At 68.8% G+C, this 14,674-nt stretch carries 16 protein-coding genes; 9 read left to right on the forward strand and 7 right to left on the reverse strand.

Annotated elements, in window-relative coordinates:
* The first annotated feature begins 142 nt into the window (after nt 1-142).
* Nucleotides 143-346, forward strand: a complete 204-nt coding sequence (locus EK403_RS22575; protein ID WP_164919697.1) for a hypothetical protein — start codon at nt 143-145, stop codon at nt 344-346.
* Between the two features lie 169 nt (nt 347-515).
* On the opposite strand, the gene EK403_RS20340 is transcribed toward EK403_RS22575, so the two are convergent.
* The 3 genes from EK403_RS20340 to EK403_RS20350 form a co-directional block, all read right to left on the reverse strand.
* The gene (locus EK403_RS20340) at nt 516-878 is read right to left on the reverse strand and encodes a response regulator (RefSeq protein WP_128779282.1); all 363 of its coding nucleotides are present in this window, start codon (nt 876-878) and stop codon (nt 516-518) included.
* 189 nt (nt 879-1,067) lie between these two features.
* The gene (locus EK403_RS20345) at nt 1,068-1,988 is read right to left on the reverse strand and encodes a L,D-transpeptidase (protein ID WP_128779300.1); all 921 of its coding nucleotides are present in this window, start codon (nt 1,986-1,988) and stop codon (nt 1,068-1,070) included.
* A 203-nt stretch (nt 1,989-2,191) separates the two neighbouring features.
* Nucleotides 2,192-2,554, reverse strand: a complete 363-nt coding sequence (locus tag EK403_RS20350; RefSeq protein ID WP_128779283.1) for a DUF427 domain-containing protein — start codon at nt 2,552-2,554, stop codon at nt 2,192-2,194.
* Between the two features lie 136 nt (nt 2,555-2,690).
* Between EK403_RS20350 and EK403_RS20355 the strand changes: the two genes are divergently transcribed.
* The gene (locus EK403_RS20355; RefSeq protein ID WP_164919698.1) at nt 2,691-3,221 is read left to right on the forward strand and encodes a GNAT family N-acetyltransferase; all 531 of its coding nucleotides are present in this window, start codon (nt 2,691-2,693) and stop codon (nt 3,219-3,221) included.
* Here EK403_RS20355 and EK403_RS20360 read toward each other — a convergent pair.
* Nucleotides 3,178-3,615, reverse strand: coding sequence for a MarR family winged helix-turn-helix transcriptional regulator (locus EK403_RS20360; protein ID WP_128779285.1), 438 nt, complete (start codon nt 3,613-3,615; stop codon nt 3,178-3,180). The two genes, EK403_RS20355 and EK403_RS20360, sit on opposite strands and share 44 nt — an antisense overlap.
* A gap of 308 nt (nt 3,616-3,923) precedes the next feature.
* Here EK403_RS20360 and groES point away from each other — a divergent pair, with 308 nt between their 5' ends.
* From groES to EK403_RS20375, 3 genes are all read left to right on the forward strand, one after another.
* On the forward strand, nt 3,924-4,211 hold the full coding sequence (gene groES / locus EK403_RS20365) for a co-chaperone GroES (RefSeq protein ID WP_128779286.1): 288 nt from the start codon (nt 3,924-3,926) through the stop codon (nt 4,209-4,211).
* 89 nt (nt 4,212-4,300) lie between these two features.
* Nucleotides 4,301-5,938 carry a chaperonin GroEL gene (gene groL / locus EK403_RS20370; RefSeq protein WP_128779287.1) on the forward strand — a complete coding sequence of 546 codons (1,638 nt, stop codon included), beginning with the start codon at nt 4,301-4,303 and terminating at the stop codon, nt 5,936-5,938.
* Nucleotides 5,939-6,011: 73 nt separating this feature from the next.
* Nucleotides 6,012-6,662 carry a hypothetical protein gene (locus EK403_RS20375; RefSeq protein WP_128779288.1) on the forward strand — a complete coding sequence of 217 codons (651 nt, stop codon included), beginning with the start codon at nt 6,012-6,014 and terminating at the stop codon, nt 6,660-6,662.
* A gap of 47 nt (nt 6,663-6,709) precedes the next feature.
* On the opposite strand, the gene pstS is transcribed toward EK403_RS20375, so the two are convergent.
* Entirely contained in the window at nt 6,710-7,807 is a 1,098-nt protein-coding gene (gene pstS, locus EK403_RS20380; protein WP_128779289.1) for a phosphate ABC transporter substrate-binding protein PstS, read from the reverse strand.
* A 59-nt stretch (nt 7,808-7,866) separates the two neighbouring features.
* A complete protein-coding gene (locus EK403_RS20385; protein ID WP_128779290.1) occupies nt 7,867-9,582 on the reverse strand; it encodes a Na/Pi cotransporter family protein in 1,716 nt (571 codons plus the stop codon).
* 207 nt (nt 9,583-9,789) lie between these two features.
* On the opposite strand from EK403_RS20385, the gene EK403_RS20390 reads away from it, so the two are divergent.
* Nucleotides 9,790-11,052, forward strand: a complete 1,263-nt coding sequence (locus EK403_RS20390) for a serine hydroxymethyltransferase (protein WP_128779291.1) — start codon at nt 9,790-9,792, stop codon at nt 11,050-11,052.
* A gap of 10 nt (nt 11,053-11,062) precedes the next feature.
* Here EK403_RS20390 and EK403_RS20395 read toward each other — a convergent pair whose 3' ends face one another.
* A complete protein-coding gene (locus tag EK403_RS20395; protein WP_128779301.1) occupies nt 11,063-11,806 on the reverse strand; it encodes a sulfite exporter TauE/SafE family protein in 744 nt (247 codons plus the stop codon).
* Nucleotides 11,807-11,905: 99 nt separating this feature from the next.
* On the opposite strand from EK403_RS20395, the gene EK403_RS20400 reads away from it, so the two are divergent.
* From EK403_RS20400 to EK403_RS20410, 3 genes are all read left to right on the forward strand, one after another.
* Nucleotides 11,906-12,835 carry a LysR family transcriptional regulator gene (locus tag EK403_RS20400; protein WP_128779292.1) on the forward strand — a complete coding sequence of 310 codons (930 nt, stop codon included), beginning with the start codon at nt 11,906-11,908 and terminating at the stop codon, nt 12,833-12,835.
* A 121-nt stretch (nt 12,836-12,956) separates the two neighbouring features.
* Nucleotides 12,957-13,523 (forward strand): hypothetical protein, encoded by a 567-nt coding sequence (locus EK403_RS20405; protein WP_128779293.1) that lies wholly within the window; start codon nt 12,957-12,959, stop codon nt 13,521-13,523.
* A gap of 147 nt (nt 13,524-13,670) precedes the next feature.
* The gene (locus EK403_RS20410) at nt 13,671-14,579 is read left to right on the forward strand and encodes a dienelactone hydrolase family protein (RefSeq protein WP_128779294.1); all 909 of its coding nucleotides are present in this window, start codon (nt 13,671-13,673) and stop codon (nt 14,577-14,579) included.
* Nucleotides 14,580-14,674 lie beyond the last annotated feature (95 nt).

Genomic DNA, 14,674 nt, shown 5'->3' on the forward strand with positions numbered 1-14,674 from the left:
AGGCCCGGCGGACGGTCCGCCAGCGGCGCTGCGCGAGAAAGCCGGCATTTTCGAAGAAACCGATTGCGGCGTCGATCGTTGCACCAAGACCTCATCACCGAGGGCTGCAGAGGGGCGGCCGATGGCATGGAAGGGTCCCGCCATGGCTTTTGATCGAGACCGAGGCGACGACAGGCGGCGCGAGCGCGCCGGATCCGCGAACGACGACCTGGACCGCGCGCTCGAGGCCGCGGCCGAGGACGACGCCGAAAGTCCGTCCGAAGATGCGGGGCTCGAGTCCTTCCTCGACCGGTTTCCGGACGCGGTCCGGACGCCGGTGCGTCCCAAGCCCCTGCGCTGGCGCTGACGCCGCCGCGGCTTGTCTACCGTTGCTAGGGAAACACCGAAGCCCGTCGTTCCGGGCTTGTCCCGGAGTCCATTATCGCCGCGCATGCCAGGCTCGGCGCCCGCGGAGGTGATGGATTCCGGCGCTTCAACCGGAATGAGGGTCGCGTTTGAGGGCTGATGTCGACGTCCTAAGGGTGACGGCGGCCGCCGCCCGCGGACGACACCAGCTTCTCGATCGCGCGCGGATTGTAGGGCTTCGAGATGAAGGCGACGTCCTTCAGGTCCTCGGGCGTGTCGGCCTCGAGCGCGCCGGACACGAAGGCGAAGGGTAGCCGCTGGGCCTTCAGCGAAGTCGCGAGATCGTAGGACTTGCCGTCGACGACGTCGATGTCGAGCAGCGCGAGGTCGCAGCCGGCCGCGACAACCTTCCTGGCCTGCGCGACCGAGCGGCAGGACATGACTTTGGCGTCGGTCCAGCACGAGACGATCGTGGCGAGGTCGAGCGCCAGGATGGCGTCGTCTTCAAGGATGAGAACTCGGAACGGCGCCATCAGGATACTCCGGCGATACGCGACCCGAGCCGACAACGCGCCGCCGCGGCCAGGGTTGCATGGTGACCGGTCCGTTCCGCAAATAAATCGAAATTCGTTAAAGATCGTTAGGACTTATGCCGTTTTTGAGACGGTCGAGAGGTCCGGCGCCGGCCCGAAAAGCCCGGCGCCGAGACCTGATAGACCTTTTCAGAGCACCTTCACCGTCGTCCCGATATTGACCCGCTCATAGAGGTCAATGACGTCCTCATTGGTCATGCGGATGCAGCCCGACGAGACCGCCCGGCCGATCGTCCAGGGCTCGTTCGAGCCGTGGATGCGGTAGAGCGTGTTGCCGAGATAAAGCGCCCGCGCGCCGAGCGGGTTGTCGGGGCCGCCCGCCATCATCACCGGAAGCTCCGGCCGCCGCTCCCGCATCTCGGCCGGCGGATGCCAGTCCGGCCATTCGCGTTTGGCCGAGATCTTCTGCACGCCCTTCCAGGTGAAGCCCTCCTTGCCGACGCCGACCCCGTAGCGGATCGCCGTGCCGTCTCCCTGGACCAGATAGAGATAGCGGGTGCGCGTATCGATCACGATCGAGTTCGCCGGTTCCGAGCCGTTGTAGCGGACCGTGGTGCGGGCGAATTTCGGGTCCATCGTCCGGCGCCCTTCGCCCGCCCCCAGCGTCGAGGGGGGGCCGGCGAGACGGCGGGGCAGGCGCTCGACATCGGGATCGATCGACTCGTAGCCGTACTCGCCGTCCTCTTGGTACCGGCGGGCGCTGTAGTCGCGGCCATAGGCGCGGCGGGGGACCACCGCGTCGTAGTCGGAATCGTAGGAGCGCGCGCGCTCGCGATAGGTCGGGATCCGGCGCGACCGGCGCTCGTAATAGCCGTCGTCGTCCTCGAAGATGTCGTCGACATAGGCGCGGCCATAGGTCCGCCGCTCCGGGCGGACGACCCGCACTTCCTCGTCGCCATAGGCCTGCGCCGGCCGCACGACGCGGCCGCGCGGCACGTAATCCGGCGCCGGTATGACGACCGGGTCGGCCGCGGCGGGCGCCGGCGCCAGCGCTGCGGACGACAATCCCAACACCGCGCAGAAGAACGCTGCGGCGGATGCCCGAACCATGTTCACTGAACGACACTCCTCGATCTCGACGCCGCGCCACGAGGGGCGATCGGCGGTCCCGCCGTCTCCATCATGCGCGCGGATCTCAAAGCTTGAAAGAACGACTGCGTGAGCCGTCCGGCGGGACGATGGCGCGACCCGGCGCGCCGCAGGGCGTTCGGCGATTTGGCGGAGCATGTATCGAAAATGCATCGCGCGGCCGGTCACTCAGGCGCGATCTCGATCGTGACACGGTCGGAATAGAAGGCGAGCCGCCCCGCGATCTCGGCCACGGCTGGGTAGGGCGCTTCGTAGCTCCAGACCGCGTCTGGCGCATGCGCGCCGCCGGCCCGGAGCGAGAAATAGCTCGCCTCGCCCTTGTAAGGGCAGCGCGTGCGCTTCTCGCTCGGCTCGAAATAGCCCATCTCGGCGTCCTCGCGCGGGAGGTAGAGCACCGGCGGATAGCTCGACTCGCGGAGCTCCAGCGCGTCGCGCGTCGACAGCACCGCAGTGCCGGCATAGCGCACCACGACGCGGCCCGGGACCGGGGCGATCGTGATCGGGTGGCCGGGACCGGGCTCGAGCATCGGCGAAAAGACCTCCAACATGGCGGGTCGCGGGCTTTCTAGCGCCCGCCGGCCGGCGGGCGAGGGCGGCTTGCCCGCCGACGTCGCGCATGACACACAAGTGACGGGGCCGCCGACTGGCCGGAGACCGTCGCCCATGCCTGAATTCGTGATCCGGGAGGCGACCGACGAGGACGGTCCGGCGCTCGCCGAGCTGTTCCACGAGACCTGGGGCGGCTACGAGGGCTGCGCCTTCGAGCCGGAAGATCCCTCGCTGTTCGAGCGGCCGGCCTCCTGGTTCGCGGAGCACGGCGGCCGTCTGTGGGTCGTGATGCGCGACGGCGCGGTCGCGGGCTCGCTCGGGGTCGCGCGCCACGCCCGCCCGCAGGAGTTCGCGCTCTCGATGATCTGCCTCGACGAGCCGTCGCGCGGCCAGGGGCTCGCCACCGCTCTGCTCGCGGGCGCCGACGCCTTCGCGGCCGCCTCGGAGGCGACCAAGCTCAATCTCTGGATCGACCAGCGCCTCGCCGACGGCGTGCGGTTCCTCGAACGGCAGGGTTTTCTGCGCGACCCCGGCGTCCGCCAGCACGATGACGGCGCAGGGGCGCTGCAGGCGCACTACTCGAAGCCGGTTCAGGCCGAGGTCAGCTTACGGCTTTCCGAAGCTCCCCCAGCCGGCGCCGCGTGACCTGCCACGAGCCGAAGCCGAGCCGTCCCTCGATCTCGCCTTGCGCGGTGCGCCAGAGCGGAAGCGCGGCCTCGAGCGCCTCGCGGCCCTTTTCGGTGAGCGTCGGCTTGCGGCGGCCGTTCAAGCCCTTGAGGGGAGCGACCAGGCCTTCCTTGCGGAGCAGCTGAAGATTGCGCACCAGCGTCGTGCGCTCGATGTCGATGAGCTCCGCGAGGTCGGTGATCGAGGTCGCCTCGCCGGCCTCGATCGCCGCCAGCAGCACGAACTGCGTGCCCTTGAGCCCCGAGGAGCGCAGCGCCTCGTCGTAGAAGCGCGTGACGGCCCGCGCCGCCATGCGGGTGTGCGAGCAGGCGCACATATTGTGGATGTCGAGAATTTCGTCGCGCGTCGGCATGCCAGGCACGATCGCCGGGAATCCTTCTGAAATCAAGTGTTCCAGGATCGCAGGCCCGCGACGCCCCCGATCGGCCGTCGGATGGCGGCGCCCGAACGGCCGCGGGTCCGGGTCGCATTGGCGTTCCCGTCAAAAACATGTCGCCGCCGCCCGCCACAATCTTGACAGTTCCGGGGGCCGTTCGTATCTCGCCGACGCGCTAGCACTCTTACCGAGAGAGTGCTAACAGCGCACGGTGGCGCCCCGGGCCGCCGGCATGTTTTTGCGACGCGAAGCAACTCTGCACACGCGTGAGAGGAATCGATCCCATGAACTTCCGTCCGCTGCACGACCGCGTGGTCGTCCGTCGCCTCACCGCCGAAGAGAAGTCGAAGGGCGGCATCATCATCCCCGACACCGCCAAGGAGAAGCCGCAGGAAGGCGAAGTCGTCGCCGTCGGGCCCGGCGCCCGCGACGATGATGGCGACCTCATTCCGCTCGACGTCAAGGCGGGCGACAAGATCCTGTTCGGCAAATGGTCCGGCACCGAAGTCAAGATCGACGGCGAAGAGCTGCTGATCATGAAGGAGTCGGACATCATGGGCGTCATCGCCTGATCATCTGACCGTCTAGCCGGCGAGGCCCGATTTCCCGATCGCGGCGAGCCGGTTTTTTCGTGAACCCGCTTTACAGGACCTAGAAAACCATGGCTGCGAAAGACGTACGTTTTTCCGCCGACGCGCGTGAGAAGATGCTCCGCGGCGTCGACATCCTCGCCAACGCCGTCAAGGTCACGCTCGGCCCGAAGGGCCGCAACGTCGTGATCGAGAAGTCCTTCGGCGCTCCCCGCATCACCAAGGACGGCGTCACCGTCGCCAAGGAGATCGAGCTCGAGGACAAGTTCGAGAACATGGGCGCCCAGATGGTGCGCGAAGTGGCCTCGAAGACCAACGACCTCGCCGGCGACGGCACCACCACCGCCACCGTGCTCGCCCAGGCGATCGTGAAGGAAGGCCACAAATATGTGTCCGCCGGCATGAACCCGATGGACCTGAAGCGCGGCGTCGACCTCGCGGTCGGCAAGGTCATCGAGCACCTCAAGGCCTCGTCCAAGAAGATCGCGACCTCGTCGGAAGTCGCCCAGGTCGGCACCATCTCCGCGAATGGCGAGAAGGAATTCGGCGAGATGATCGCCAACGCCATGCAGAAGGTCGGCAATGAGGGCGTCATCACGGTCGAGGAGGCCAAGAGCCTCGAGACCGAGCTCGAAGTCGTCGAGGGCATGCAGTTCGACCGCGGCTACCTGTCGCCGTACTTCATCACCAACGCCGAGAAGATGATCGCGGACCTCGAGGACCCCTACATCCTCATCCACGAGAAGAAGCTCTCCGGCCTGCAGGCGATCCTGCCGGTGCTCGAGGCGGTCGTGCAGTCGGGCAAGCCGCTCGTCATCATCGCCGAGGACATCGAGGGCGAGGCGCTCGCCACCCTCGTGGTCAACAAGCTCCGCGGCGGCCTCAAGGTCGCGGCCGTCAAGGCGCCGGGCTTCGGCGACCGCCGCAAGGCGATGCTCGAGGACATCGCGATCCTGACCAACGGCCAGGTGATCTCCGAGGACCTCGGCATCAAGCTCGAGAACGTGACCCTCGACATGCTCGGCCGCGCCAAGAAGGTGACGCTCGAGAAGGAGAAGACCACGATCGTCGACGGCGCCGGCGACAAGGACGCGATCCAGGCCCGCGTCGGCCAGATCAAGGCGCAGATCGAGGAGACCACCTCGGACTACGACCGTGAGAAGCTGCAGGAGCGTCTCGCCAAGCTGGCCGGTGGTGTGGCCGTGATCCGCGTCGGCGGCGCGACCGAGGTCGAGGTCAAGGAGAAGAAGGACCGCATCGACGACGCGCTGAACGCCACGCGGGCGGCCGTCGAAGAGGGCATCGTGGCCGGCGGCGGCGTCGCCCTGCTGCGCGCCAAGTCCGCCATCACGGGCGCCAAGAACGAGAACCCGGACATCCAGGCCGGCATCAACATCGTTCTGAAGGCCCTTGAGGCGCCGATCCGCCAGATCGCCCAGAACTCGGGCGTCGAGGGCTCGATCGTCGTCGGCAAGCTGCTCGAGAACTCCTCCGCCACTTACGGCTTCAACGCCCAGACGGAAGAGTATGTCGACATGATCGAGGCCGGCATCGTCGACCCGACCAAGGTGGTGCGCACCGCGCTGCAGGACGCCGCTTCGGTCGCGGCGCTCCTCATCACCACCGAGGCGATGGTCGCCGAGATGCCGAAGAAGGACTCGGGCGCCCCCGCGATGCCGGGCGGCGGCATGGGCGGCATGGACTTCTGATCCAGCCGAACCTTCGAATGGAATGAAGAGGGCCCCGGAGCGATCCGGGGCCTTTTTCTTGTAAAGTAGCAAAATGAAAAACCGTTTCGCGGCGCCTCTTGTAGACTTCTGGTCTCAACTGAAAGGCGAGATTCATCCAGATGACGCCCCTTTCAGAGGGCAGGCTCCGAACGAGATCAATTTCGATTATCCGCCTCCCGCGTTCACGGGAGATATCGCGAACGCTCGCATCGTCGTCTTGATGGCGAACGGCGGATACGATCCTCAGACCACTCCCCGGGAGTTCTTAGAGCCGAACGCTGCGGATCGATGGAGAGCCGCGCTCTGCGAACCAAGACCTTCCGATCCGAGATGGACTTCGCCCTACTACTTGAGGGGCCGTCTCGGCGAATGGCTTCGAAGCGGCCGAGCGGTGGCGGTTAATGCGCTGGCCTACAGATCGGTAAAAGTGACCGATGCGGTGCGCCGTTTCGCGGCGGAGCTGCCGTCGTCCCGGTTCCACCGCGAGTGGCTGCATGGCTCGCTCCGGATGGCTGCTGAGGCGGGCGACGTGCGGGTCGTCATTCACAGGAGCGGCCTGTGGCGTCCATCCGGAGAGATCCGGTCCAACCCGAATATCCGCGTTCTTGCCGGAGCAGAGCCGGCAAGACGCTATCTGTCGAAAGAGGTTGTGACGTGGGCTGAGAGAAGCCCTGAACCGGCACCGTTCAAGACGAGGCCGTAGCTTCGCTTGCAACCCGACTGTGATCGAACGGCGTCCCCGCTAAGCGCTCAGCCCGCGCGGGGCTCGATCACCGGCTCGACGTTGAGCTTGCTGCGCCAGTAGGCGCGGACCTTCTCGACCGTCTCCGGCGGCAGCGGGACGTAACCGAGCTCGGAGGCCACGGCGGCGCCGTTTTCCAGGCCCCAGTTGAAGAAGCCGAGCGCCGCGCCCGTGCCGCTGGAAACCGGACGCGAGTTCGACACCAGGACGAAGGTGGCGGCGACGATCGGGTAGGCGGCCTCGCCCGGAGCGTCGACCAGCGACAGGCCGAAATCCGCCGCGGCGCTCCAGTCCGCCTTCGCGGCGGCGGCCTGGAAGCTTTCCGGGGTCGGCGCGACGAAGGCGCCGGCGCTGTTGCGGAGGGTCGCGGTCGAGAGGCCCGCGCGGCGGGCGGAGGCGAGATCGAGATAGCCGATGGCGTTGGCCGTCCGTTTCACCGCGTCGGCGACGCCGCTGTTGCCCTTTGCGGTCCTGCCCGCGGGCCACGTGACCGTCAGGCCGGCGCCGACCGGCCGCCAGGCCTCGCTGACTTTCGCGAGATAGCTCGTGAACGCGAAGGTGGTGCCGGAGCCGTCGGCGCGCCGCACGGGCACGATCGCGGCCTCGGGCAGCGTGACGTCCGGGTTGAGGGCCTTGATGGCGGGGTCCGACCAGCTCGTGACCTTGCCGAGATAGATGTCGGCCAGAAGCTCTCCGGAGAGCTTCAGCTTGCCGGCCTGGACGCCCGGCAGATTGACGGCCGCCACGATTCCGCCGACCACCAGCGGAAACTGCGCGACGCGGTACTGCTTGACCTCTTCGGGCGACAGCGGGACTTCGGTCGCCCCGAAATCCACCGCTCGGTCCTTGATGCGCATCACTCCGGCCTGGGAGCCGACCGCTTCATAGTCGAGCCCGCCCGAAGGCTGGGACTCGGCGGTCCATTGCGAGCGGAGATAGTCCTGCGACCAGCGGTTCAGCAAAGGCTGGACCAGGGTCGAGCCCGATCCTGTCACGCTCTGGGCGAAGCTCGCGCCGGCGGGAACGAGCAAAGCGGCGGCCGCCAGCGCCGCAAGCGCGGCGCGGCGGGCGAGGCCCGAGGGAAGCTTCAAGGTCCGGAGGCTCATGGCGTTCTCCAAATCGGACTTGAGGAGCGCAGGCTTGCGGCCGGCGCGCCTGCTTGGCCTCACGCCGGGACCGGCGCCGCGTCGAAGCCGCCGCTCTCGCGCGGGCTCTCCGCCGCCGCCGGCACCGCGCGTGAGACCGACCGCCGCTCGGCGTCGATCCGCTCGATCAGGAAGTAGGCGCGCTCGGCGCTGCCGAGCAGCGCGAGGATGGCGCCGCGCTCGACCCATGGCAGTTCGCCGTTCAGGCGCAACGCCTGCGAGCGCAGCTCCGCGAGGGCGGCGATGCGCGGCGCAGCCTCCGCGGACAGCTGATCCCTGCGCGCCTGCACGGGATCGACCACGACCTGCAATGCGTTCGCGACCTGGTTCAGCATCGCGTCCACCAGCGCGCGGCCCTTGTGGCCGAAAGGCTGGCGCTCGACGCGGCGGGCGATCTGGTAGAGCGCCTCGCCGAGGCTCGCGGTGTGGTCCTCCTCCTCGATCAGGCTCGCGACCAGGTCGGCGCGCTCATAGGGCATCTCCGCCTTGAACAGTCCGGAGGTGTAGGCCCGGACCTCGCGGTTGAGGATGTCCATCTGGCCGTAATGCTCTTCGACCTTGTCGGGCGCGCCTTCCTTGCCGCGGGCGATGTCGAGGAACTTCATCGCGGCCTCGAGATAGCGCTCGTTCTCGGCGAGGATCGCGGGCACCGCGGTCTCCGGCGCGCCGGCGGCTTCGGCCGTCAGGTGCTTCGGGACCGAGTAGTCCTCGATGTCGTCGAGCGAGGAGGCGCCGACCTTCATCAGCACGCTCTCGAACACGCCGACGAAGGGGTAAAGCAGCATCACGTTGAAGATGTTGAAGAAGGTCGAGTAGAGGCCGATCGCGACCGGCACCAGCGGGAACGTCTCCTTGCCGTTGACGATGACCGGCGCGCCCGGATCGCCGCCGAACCACTGCATGGCCCAGGTCAGGACGTCCATCGACACGAAGAACAGCGGGATGGTGACCATCACGCCGATGATGTTGAAGGATATGTGCGCGTAGGCCGCGCGTTTGGCGTTCTTAGACAGGTTGAGCGAGGCGAGCCACGAGGTGATGGTGGTGCCGAGGTCGGCGCCGAGCGAGAAGGCGACGGCGGTCTTCCAGTCGATGATGCCGGCGGCGCCGAGCCCCATCACGATGCCGATCGTGGCCGAGGACGAGTGGATCATCGCGGTCACGCCGGCCGCGATCAGCACGCAGTAGAGCAGGTTGACGTAGGTGTCGGCCTTCAGCGACGAGATGATCCCCATCACCTCGGGCATGCTGCGGAGCGGCTTCAGGCCTCCGGTCATCAGGTTCAGGCCGTAGAAGATCAGCGAGAAGCCGATGCAGGCGAGCGCGATGTTCTTCACCTTGTCGGTCTTGGCGAAGATGTAGAGCAGCGCGAACAGGCCCGCGAACAGCAGGCCGAGCGGCCCGAGCGGCAGCGCGATCAGCCCGTTGCCGAGCGTGGTGCCGATGTTCGCGCCCATGATCACCGAGATCGCCGGGCGCAGGCCCACGACGCCGGCGTTGACGAGGCCCACCACCATCACTGTCATGGCGGTCGAGGACTGGATGACGCCGGTGATGAACGTCCCGGCGATCACGCCCTTGGCCGGCGTGCCGGCGAACTTGGCGAGCATCGCCCGCATCTTGTTGACGGCGAGCGACTGGATGCCGTTCGACATGAATTCGAGGCCGAGCAGGAAGATGCCGAGGCCCCCGATCACCGGCACGACGATCTGCGTGAAGATGTCGACTTGTTGCATCGGCGCCGCTCCAGGGCGCGGCGCCCGAAGAAGCTTCGGCGTCGCGCTGCCAAACTGTTCGGGGACGCGGGCGCGCCGCAGCACGCCCAAGTTGTGTCAGGCGCGGGCCCCACGCGCGCCCTTAACAAAGTATTTAGCCCGGGTGACGATCGGGTGACGGCCGCCCGGTCTTGCGTGGGCCCGCCCGCGCCTTGAAGGATAACGGCCATGTCCGCGCTCCACCCCGGCTACTTCACCGAAGGTCTCGACGCCGACCCGGAACTCGCCGCCGCGATCCGCGGGGAGATCGCCCGCCAGCAGGACGGGATCGAGCTGATCGCCTCGGAGAACCTCGTCTCGCGGCTGGTGCTGGAGGCGCAGGGCTCCGTGCTGACCAACAAGACCGTCGAGGGGCCGGCCTACGGCCGCTACTACGGCGGCGCGGAGTTCGCCGACGCGGTCGAAGCGTTGGCGCTCGAGCGGGCGAAGAGGCTGTTTGGCTGCCGCTTCGCGAACGTGCAGCCGCATTCGGGCTCGAACGCCAACGCAGGGGTGTTCTTTGGCCTGCTCGGACTGGGCGACGCGATCCTGTCGATGGACGTCGCGGCCGGCGGCCACATCAGCCACGGCCATCCGGCGACGCTGACCGGCCGCGACTACCGCATCGTGCGATACGGGGTGTCGCGCGCGACCGAACTGGTCGAGCTCGACGAACTGCATGACCTCGCGCTGGCAGAACGCCCCCGGATGATCGTGGCGGGGGGCTCGGCCTACGCCCGCGCACTCGACTTCAGCGCGCTGCGCGGCATCGCCGACGAGGTCGGGGCGTATCTGATGGTCGACATGGCGCATGTCGCGGGGCTGGTCGCGACAGGGCTCTACCCACATCCGTTCCCGCACGCCCATGTCGTCACCACCACGACCTACAAGTCGCTGCGCGGCGCGCGCGGCGGGCTGATCCTTTGGAACGACGAGGCCCTGAGCCGCGGGATCGACGGCGGCGTTTTCCCGGGCGTGCAGGGCTCGGTGATGCTGCACGCCGTGGCGGGCAAGGCGGCGTGCCTCGGCGAGGCGCTGCGGCCGGAGTTCCGGGCCTATAACGAGGCGGTGCTGGAGAACGCCCGGGCGCTCGCCGCGCGGCTCGCCGGCCACGGCCTGCGGATCGTCTCGGGCGGCACGGATTGCGGGCTGATGCTGGTCGATCTCGCCGCGCAAGGCGTGACCGGCGACGTCGCCGCCAAGGCCCTCGAACGCGCGGGGCTCGCGGTCAACAAGAACCAGATCCCGTTCGATCCGCGGCCGCCGGAGGCGCCGTCCGGTCTGCGGCTGTCGTCCAACGCCGGGACCGCGCGCGGCTTCGGGACCGGAGAATTCGAAGCCGTCGCGGATTGGATCGCCGACATCGTCTCCGCGCCGGGCGATGACGCTTTGATCGCCGCCACGCGCGCGACGGTGCGGGAGATGTGCGCGCGGTTCCCGATCTACGCATGAGGCCCGACGGTCAGCCGCCGCGCGCGAGGTAGAGGCCGAGCCCCAGCAATCCGGCGAAGAACGCCAAGCGAAATCCGTCGGGCGAGATGGCGTGGCGGAGCCTCTGACCGATCGCCATGCCCAGAAAAGCCGGCGCGACGGCCGCGGCCGAGCCGCCGAGCGAGTGCGCCTCGAGGCCGCCAGACAGCGCGAGCCCGAGCCCGAGCGCGATCGTCGAGACCGTGAAGGAGAGCCCGAGCGCCTGGACGAGGTCCTCCTTCTCCAGGCCGAGCGCCTGCAGATAGGGCACGGCCGGCAGCACGAAGACGCCGGTCGCGCCCGTGATCGCGCCGGTGACGAAGCCGACCGGCGCCGCGAGCCACCGCTCGGCGCGGAGCGGCGCGACGAGGCGGCGCCCGCTCAGGCCGAACAGCGCATAGACCACCAGCACGGCGCCGAGCGCCGCGGTCGCGTGGCGGGCCGCGTCGCCCGCGAGCAGGCCCGCGGTCGCGAGCGCGCCGATCGCGACCGCCGTCATCATCGGCCAGAACCGCCGCATCGCGCCGACCGGATCGGGCCCGGCGGCGAGCTGCAGCAGGTTCGTGAGAAGCGAAGGCAGCAGCAAGAGGGAGGCCGCCTCGTGTGGCGGGACCTGTGTGGCGAGCAGACCCATCGCGACCGTGGGGAGCCCCATGCCGGTCACGCCCTTCACAAGCCCGGCGACCATGAAGGTCGAGAATACGAACAGCAGAATGGCGAATGACGGGTCCGACATGGCGTCCACTTGATCTCGGCGGAGACGCAGGCGCAATCTGGACTTCACGCATCGTGACTTCGGTTACTCCGAAGCCAAATCGCGTCTCGGAGCCGCCCCATGCGCTTCGACCTCGTCGACCTCCGCCTGTTCCTCAACGTCGTCGAGGCGGGCAGCGTCACGGCCGGCGCGGCGCGCTCGAATCTCGCGCTGCCGTCGGCGAGCGAGCGGATTCGCGGCATGGAGGAACTGGCGGGCGCGCGCCTGCTCGAACGGCTGCATCGCGGCGTGAGGCCGACCCAGGCCGGCCGCGCGCTCGTCCACCACGCGAGGGGCATCCTCGACAGCTGCGAACGGATGCGCGGCGAGCTCGCGCTCTATGGTCGCGGCGTGAAGGGCCATGTCCGCGTCATGGCCAACACCTCGGCGCTGTCGGAGCACCTTCCGGCGCCGCTCGCCGCGTTCCTCGCCGCGCAGCCCCAGGTCGATCTCGATCTGGAAGAGGGGCTGAGCTACGAGATTGTCCGGGCGGTCGCGGCCGGGCGGGTCGATTTCGGCGTGCTGTCGGACCAAACCGATCCGGGCGATCTGGCGTTCCGCCCGTTCCGGCGCGACCAGCTCGTGCTGGTCGCCGCGCCCTCGCATCCGCTCGCCGCGCTGAAGCGGGTGGCGTTCGCCGACACGCTCGACCACGACCATGTCGGGCTCACGGGCGACAGCGCGCTGCAGGGCTATCTCGCGGGCCATGCGCGGCGGCTCGGCCGCGCCATCGGCCTCCGGGCGCGCATGCGTGGGTTCGACTCCGTCTGCCGGATGGCCGAGCAGGGCGTGGGGCTCGCCATCGTTCCGGTCGCGGCCGCGCGCAGGGCGCGGCGCTCCATGGCGATCCGCCTCGTGCGGCTGACCGACCCCTGGGCGGAACGCAATCTGATGGTCGCGCTGCGCCGGGAGCCGGCGCTGTCTCCGCACGCCGCGGCGCTCGTCGAGCATCTGGTCGCGGGCGCGGACGATCCGGAGACGCCGCCCGGCCGTCGCCGTCGTTTAGCTTAATTGATGCATTTTCTACGGTTCCAGCCCGGCGCAAGCTAGGGTGCCTTAGTGTTTCACCTTGTCCCGGCGCTGGATCGCAAGACGAGCGCGCCGGTGTGTAAGCGTAGCGGAGCCTGATCTCATGACCGCCAGAGGCGTGTCGCGCCTGCTCAGCGCCGTCCTTCTGGCGGGCGCGGCGCATGCGGCGGAGCCGGTGAGGGACGAGGCGACCGGGCTCACCATCCAGCCTCCCGAAGGCTATGTCGCGACCAGGGCCGAGGGCGATCCCCGCTACGCGGCGGTCTACGCGGTGCAGAAGCAGGGCGAGGTCGACACCGGCTGCAAGATCGCGTTCCAGCCGACGCAGGCGCAGCCCGGCGAGGGCGAGCCCGCGCTCAGCCAGGCGGAGATCAACGCCTTCACGCAGAAGAAGGAATGGATCGACCTGATCCGCGCGACGCTCGCGCTCCGCTACGACGTCGCGACCGTCGAGCCGTTCCCGCATATGGGGCTCTCGGGGGCCGCGGTGGTGGCGGACTTCAAGCCGATCGAGGGCGAGCCCAAGACCGCCGAGGTGCGCTCCTTCCTCGTCGTCTACGACACGCCGAAGGGCCGCACCACGATCGTGTGCGTGGGGGACAAGGCCGGCTTCGAAAAGCGCAAGGGCGAGTTCGAGGCGATCGCGCGCTCCGTCGCCCCGCCGCGCTGAGGCTCGCGGCCAAGTGACCGCGCGAGCCATGGGCGGGCGCGGCACGCGGGCTTTGCGGCGCCGAGCGGGCCGCCTATAGGTGCGGGTCAGGCGCGCCGGCGTCCAAGATTTCATCGGCCGGGCGCCGTCCGCGCGAGGCCGCCCGCAATGACCGATCGTCCGACGCCGCTTCCCCGTCCCGACCGGCGCGCGATCGCGCTCTATGACCGCTTCACCCATGGCGAGATGGGCCGTCGCGAGTTCCTCGACCGGCTCGCCGCGCTCGCCGGGTCCACCGCCGCCGCCAACGTCCTCGTGGCGGCGCTCTCGAACGACTACGCCCGCGCCGCCATCGTCGCGCCCGACGACCGTCGGCTCGCGATCACGACCGTCGGCTATGACGCGCCGGGCGGCAGGATCTCGGGGCTGCTGGCGCACGCCAAGGGCGACGCCAAGCGTCCGTCCGTCATTGTGATCCACGAGAACCGGGGCCTCAATCCGCACATTCAGGACGTCACGCGCCGACTCGCCGTCTCGGGGTTCCTGGCCTTCGGGGTCGACCTGCTGTCGACCGCGGGCGGCACGCCCACGGACGAGGACAAGGCGCGCGAGATGATCGCGGCGCTCGACCTCGACAAGACGACCGCAGACCTCGCCGCCGCGGTCCCCTATCTCGCCGGGCTCCCGCTCTCCAACGGCTCGGTCGGAGCGGTGGGCTTCTGCTGGGGCGGCGGCATGGCCAACCGGCTCGCGACGGCGTCCGGAGAGCTGAAGGCCGCGGTGTCCTATTACGGCAAGCCGCTCGATCCTGCCCGGGTCCCCGAGATCAAGGCGCCGCTGCTGCTGCACTATGCGGGGCTCGACGAGCGCATCAACGGCGACGTCCCGGCCTTCGACGCGGCGCTGAAGGAGAACGAGAAGGACTACCAGATCGAGTTCTACGAAGGCGCCGACCACGCCTTCAACAACGACGCCAATCCGGCCCGGTACGAGCGCAAGGCCGCGGCGCTCGCCTGGGACAGGACGATCGCCTTCCTGGAGCAACATCTCGGCGCGGCGGTGCCGCCGACGCGGTAGCGCGCCGCGTCGTCGCCGGGCTTGACCCGGCGGTCCATCTTTTTGGCCAAGGCGATGGATTGCATGTTGCGTGGTCTGTCCCTTGTGGTGGGATG

The organism is Hansschlegelia zhihuaiae (genome assembly GCF_004103825.1).
Classification (GTDB): Bacteria; Pseudomonadota; Alphaproteobacteria; order Rhizobiales; family Methylopilaceae; genus Methylopila; species Methylopila zhihuaiae.